The sequence below is a fragment of the Mycobacterium sp. genome, from assembly GCF_035570115.1.
In the GTDB taxonomy this organism is placed as follows: Bacteria; Actinomycetota; Actinomycetes; order Mycobacteriales; family Mycobacteriaceae; genus Mycobacterium.
The window spans coordinates 1-4,619 of sequence record NZ_DATMLH010000219.1; the positions used below are offsets into that span (position 1 = coordinate 1).

General features: G+C 64.0%; 5 protein-coding genes and 1 tRNA gene. 3 read left to right on the forward strand and 3 right to left on the reverse strand.

From position 1 onward, the window contains the following. The 3 genes from VNW74_RS19615 to VNW74_RS19625 all read right to left on the reverse strand — a co-directional run. A partial coding sequence (locus VNW74_RS19615; RefSeq protein ID WP_325679824.1) for a WXG100 family type VII secretion target occupies nucleotides 1–284 on the reverse strand: 284 nt, incomplete at its 3' end. A gap of 80 nt (nucleotides 285–364) precedes the next feature. Next, entirely contained in the window at nucleotides 365–1,552 is a 1,188-nt protein-coding gene (locus VNW74_RS19620) for a PPE family protein (protein WP_325679826.1), read from the reverse strand. Nucleotides 1,553–1,626: 74 nt separating this feature from the next. Then, nucleotides 1,627–2,526 carry a PPE family protein, SVP subgroup gene (locus VNW74_RS19625; protein ID WP_325679827.1) on the reverse strand — a complete coding sequence of 300 codons (900 nt, stop codon included), beginning with the start codon at nucleotides 2,524–2,526 and terminating at the stop codon, nucleotides 1,627–1,629. A gap of 243 nt (nucleotides 2,527–2,769) precedes the next feature. On the opposite strand from VNW74_RS19625, the gene VNW74_RS19630 reads away from it, so the two are divergent. The 3 genes from VNW74_RS19630 to VNW74_RS31930 form a co-directional block, all read left to right on the forward strand. Then, a tRNA-Leu gene (locus VNW74_RS19630) sits at nucleotides 2,770–2,843 on the forward strand. A gap of 570 nt (nucleotides 2,844–3,413) precedes the next feature. Then, nucleotides 3,414–4,226, forward strand: coding sequence for a hypothetical protein (locus VNW74_RS19635; protein ID WP_325679829.1), 813 nt, complete (start codon nucleotides 3,414–3,416; stop codon nucleotides 4,224–4,226). A 198-nt stretch (nucleotides 4,227–4,424) separates the two neighbouring features. After that, nucleotides 4,425–4,619, forward strand: a 195-nt coding sequence (locus tag VNW74_RS31930; RefSeq protein WP_414686726.1) for a recombinase family protein, incomplete at its 3' end; no start/stop codon positions are given.

Below are 4,619 nucleotides of genomic sequence, written 5' to 3' on the forward strand. Positions count from 1 at the left end.
AGCCGCTGGGAAGCCTGCTCTTGCTGCTCGTAGTTGTTGGCGTCGCGGATCAGCCCGTCACGCACACCGTGCAGCATGTTGACAATGTTGCGAAACGCCTGGTTCATCTGGCCCATGGTGTCGTAGGACGTCATCTGCGCCATCCCACTCCAGCCCGCACCGGCGATGTTCTGCGAGGACGCCCACATCTTGCGGGCCTCGTCCTCCACCGTCTGGGCGTGCATATCGAAACGGCCCGCCATCGACCGCATCTCATGCGGATCAGTCATAAAACGCGTAGGCATATCTATATCTCCTTGTCGTGATTTGATACTGGTCGAAATTGATGACTGGTCTCAGGCAGGCGGCATCGCCTCCCTCGTCATCAGACGAACACCTGCTTAGGCATGACCTTCGGCTTGGTGCCGTAGCGCGGCCCGCCGAAGCCCATGCCCGACTTGCCGCCCGCGGAGGCCATCCCCGGCATGATGCCCGGCGCGCCTCCCATGCCGGCGCCGCCCTCGTCGACGGCCGCGGTCCAGCCGCTGCCCGCCAACGTGGCGTCACTGACAGCAGCCGGCGTGGCCGCCGACCAGCCGGCCGGCACCGACAGGCCGCCGACCGAGGACGCCTCGCCCATACCCGCCGCCAGCGCTCCGCCGATGGGCGCGTTTGCGCCCGCCAGCGTCGTGCCGAAGCCCAACCCGGCCCCGAGGGGGGTGGCGTCGCCGATGCTGAACCCGAATGCAGAGCCGGCCATGAAGTGCGCCAGCAGCGGCAGGGTCGCCGTCATCATGGCGCTGTTCCATGCCAGCGTGACACCGATGTTGTAAATGGTATTGCCGACGATCGGTACGGCGAACAAACCGTTGATAGCCGACAGTAGCGAGCCGGCGGGGGCCTGAGCGGAGAGGGCGGCCGGGTTGAGGAGCGAACTCGCCGCGTTCTGTGTGCCGCTCAGCGCGTTGGTCAGCGTCGACGAGGTCCCGTTGCTGCCGAGGGCCTGGCTGACCGCGGCAGCTTGTTGGCCCGGCCCGCCCGGGTTGGTGTTCTCGGTCGGGTCGGTCAGCGGTGTCAGACCCGAAGAGGCTGCTGACGCCGCGGCCGAGTAGCCGTACATCGCGGCGGCGTCCTGTGCCCAAAACTCGCCGTACATGGCCTCGTTGGCCGCGATCGCCGGGGTGTTCTGGCCCAGGATGTTGGTCGCGACCAGCGCCGCCAGCTGCACCCGGTTGGCGGTGACAACCGGCGGTGGGATCGTGGCGGCGTGGGCCGCCTCGTAGGCCGCCGCCGATGAGGTGGCCGCGGCGGCCGCGTCCTGCAGTTGCGCCGAGGTGGTGGTCAGCCAGGTGATGTAGGTCTGAGCCGAAGCGGCCATCGCCGTTGACGACGGTCCCGTCCACTCCGAGCCGAGGTGGGAAACAATCGACTCGTAGGACGCCGCGCTCGAGCTCAGTTCCGAGCTGAGGGCACTGAACGAGGAGGAGGCGGCCATCAAGGGTCCCGCCCCGGCGCCGGAGTACATCAGTGCGGAGTTCATTTCCGGGGGTCGCGCTGCAAAATCGAAAGCCATTTGTCTAATCCCGTCCTTGAATTGATCGGATTGCGATTGAGTTTTAACCGGCCAGCTTTGGCCGGGTGGATTGTTTAGGTGGCCGTGGGCTTGGGGATGGTCGGCATGACCTTGGGCTTGACGCCGTAGCGCGGGGCACCGAAGCTCGAGCCGCCACGACCGCCGTTGGCGACCGCGGGCATGCCGGCGATGCCGGGTCCCATCCCGCCGGTGGACGGCGCGGCGGTGGTCCAGCTCTGCGAGGCCAACGTGACCGGCGTGCTTGCCGTCGGCACTGCGGCTCCGCCAGCCCAGCTGGGCGGCACCGACAGCGGGCCGATCGACGACCCCGAGCCGGCCGCCGCCAACACCGGCGCCGCACCCATTCCGCCAGCTCCGCCGACACCGCCGATAGCTCCTGCCGGACCAACGTCGCCGACCAGGCCGGATCCCAAGCCCCCGAGGTCGGCCGACGCGGTTGAGGGACCAGCCAGCGCGGTGAGCAGACCGCCACCGCCCATACCGATCAAGTCCGAGTAGCCGGAGGTGAAGTTGCCGACCTCGTCGAAACTCGTGCTGAAGAGGCTGTTGTTGACGAGGGGTAGGCCAGTCAGGAAGGACGTCAGGCTGGTGATGCCGTCGGTGATGGGTTGCGCAGGCTGCGCGGCGGCCGACGACGCGCCCGACAGCGAGTTTGCGGCCGCGCTGGCCTGGTTGGCTCCTTCGGTCTCCTGGTAGGAGCCCGAGGACTGCTGCAGGAGGTTCACGAATTGCTGGTGAATGGCCTGGGCCTGGGCGCTGACCGTTTGGTAGAGCTGCCCATAGGTCGAGAACGCGCCGCTTTGTAGGATCGACACCTCATCGGCAGCCGCGGGGGCGATCGCCGTGGTCGAGCCCGCGGCCGCCGAACTCTCGGTGGCAAACGAGGTACCAACACCTTCCAGCTGGGCCGCGGCCGCGGCAAGGGCGGCGGGTGCTGTGGTCACGAATGACATGTATTTCTCCTGGGTGCCAAGAAGCCGACCCGTCGGCGGGGTCGGCCACGATGATCACTGTCAGTGTGTGCGGGTGTCCGGCAGCGGTCCCACGGGTCTACCTTCGCGTAACCTGAGCGGGAGCGCATACCGCGTTAATGGCTTCTTAACGTGCGGTCCGAACTTTTAACACACGGCTTGAACCGACCGGGGGATTCGGGTGCCCGGTAGGGTTTCAGCAGCCAGGCGTTACATTCGTCGGTGGCCCCCATAGCCCAATCGGCAGAGGCAGCGGACTTAAAATCCGCCAAGTGTCGGTTCGAGTCCGACTGGGGGCACGATTGGGGCCGCTCAACGAGCTCAGCGTGGTCTCGGGTTTTTCTCAGGTCGGTCAAAGCGTGTTCTTAATGGACAACGACGTCCACAGCCCCACCTTGGTGCGGCCCTGCTCAGCTGGCCTAACGTCTTTACGGATTCTTAGCGGCTTACATGTCAGCTGCGGCGGAGGACATGGTCGGGCCAACCGGTCATCCTGGCCGACCGTGCCCGGCGGATCGCGCCGCGGATAACCCCGGTGGATCGATGGATGCCGTTGCTCACCGCGCCGGCGCAGCAGTCGCGTGTAGAGCCGCGTCCTCCGCCGGCGCGCTGATGGGGGATGTCGACTACCGGTCTCGGTCGCCCATTGGAAGGCGGCCAGGCGTTTCGACGGCTGCCCATACCGGACGAGCCATTCCTTCCCGGCTGATGGCTGTGTTCTGCACGTAGGCGCGGTAAATCGCCAGGCACGCAGCAGTATCGTGTGCTGAAGCCGGACGCACGCCACTGCTCGCTTTCATGCGATTATCTTCCGACCGATGGCTCTGGTGCCTGAGCGGGCTCGCGTTTCGACGCCATATAGTTGCGCGATGGTTGATCGACTTTCAGGGCCTGATGCTGACGGCGGACAAAACCTTGATAGCGATGTGTCCACGCCGACCGTGTTCATAGCTACGCCCATGTATGGGGGCATGGCTGCAGGGATTTACACCGTGTCAATGGTGCAATTATCCGGTATCTTCCTGAGGAACAGGGTTGATTCATTGTACGCCGTCACGTTGAGTGAAAGTCTCGTGCCGAATGCGAGAAACGTCTTAACCCATCAATTTCTAGAATCCAAGGCCACCCATTTGATGTGGATTGATTCGGATATTGGGTTTAATGCCACGGATATCGTGAGCATGCTGATAGCCGATAGGGACATCGTGGGTGGGATATATCCCAAGAAAGAAGTGGATTGGGCGTCTGTGGCGCAAGCGGCCAAGGCCGGCGTGCCGCCTGAAGAGTTAATCAACCACGCAGGCTCGTTCGCCGTTAAACTCATAGATGACTCGGCCGACAGTCTTGCCGCTGACCCCGATGGATTACTAGAGATCGCGGCCGCAGGTACCGGCTTTATGCTCATCAAGCGCGGTGTGTTTGAAACGCTATCCGAGGTCGTTCCCGAATATGCACCAGACGAAAAACCAATCAAGGAGTACTACGCCACCACCACCGATCCTTCGGGCAGGCTGATAACCGAAGATTATCATTTCTGCTTGCTGGCCCGCAGCCACGGTTTCAAGATTTATGCGGCGCCCTGGGTGCGTTTAGGCCATGCCGGAACATACGTATTTGACCGACGTTTCGACGTGAACTGGCTCAATTTAAGCGAGGGATCCGAAATTGGTCCCAGCGGCTAAACGGCCGCCGTGTTGTACGCGTGGCGCAGGTGGGGATCGGCGGCGTGGCGGTCGAGGCACTCCGCAGAAACTTCAACGTCAATGGGTCGAATCACCGACGGACCGACCATGGTCGCATCGTGGATCAGCCCGAAAGCACGCAAGGGCATAAGCAGCGACATAGCGGGCCGCGGAGGCACTGCCCGGGTGCTGACGTAGATCTGCTCCGGTCACACCCGTCCCGGCTTCGAGGCCATGCTGAAGGCGATGGCCGATAGCGAGTTCGGCGCGCTGATCTGCTGGCATCCCGACCGGCTCTTGAGGTCGATGAACGACATGAAGGACCTGGAGCGGTTGATCGGCATCGCCGAGGGCCGCCGAGTCCAGTTGCGTACCGTCAACGCTGCGGTGGCG

Coding starts and splice junctions, on each gene's coding strand:
- VNW74_RS19625 (WP_325679827.1), bottom strand. CDS start 2,526: ATGTCATTCGTGACCACAGCACCCGCCGCCCTTGCCGCGGCCGCGGCC.
- VNW74_RS19635 (WP_325679829.1), top strand. CDS start 3,414: ATGGTTGATCGACTTTCAGGGCCTGATGCTGACGGCGGACAAAACCTT.
- VNW74_RS19620 (WP_325679826.1), bottom strand. CDS start 1,552: ATGGCTTTCGATTTTGCAGCGCGACCCCCGGAAATGAACTCCGCACTG.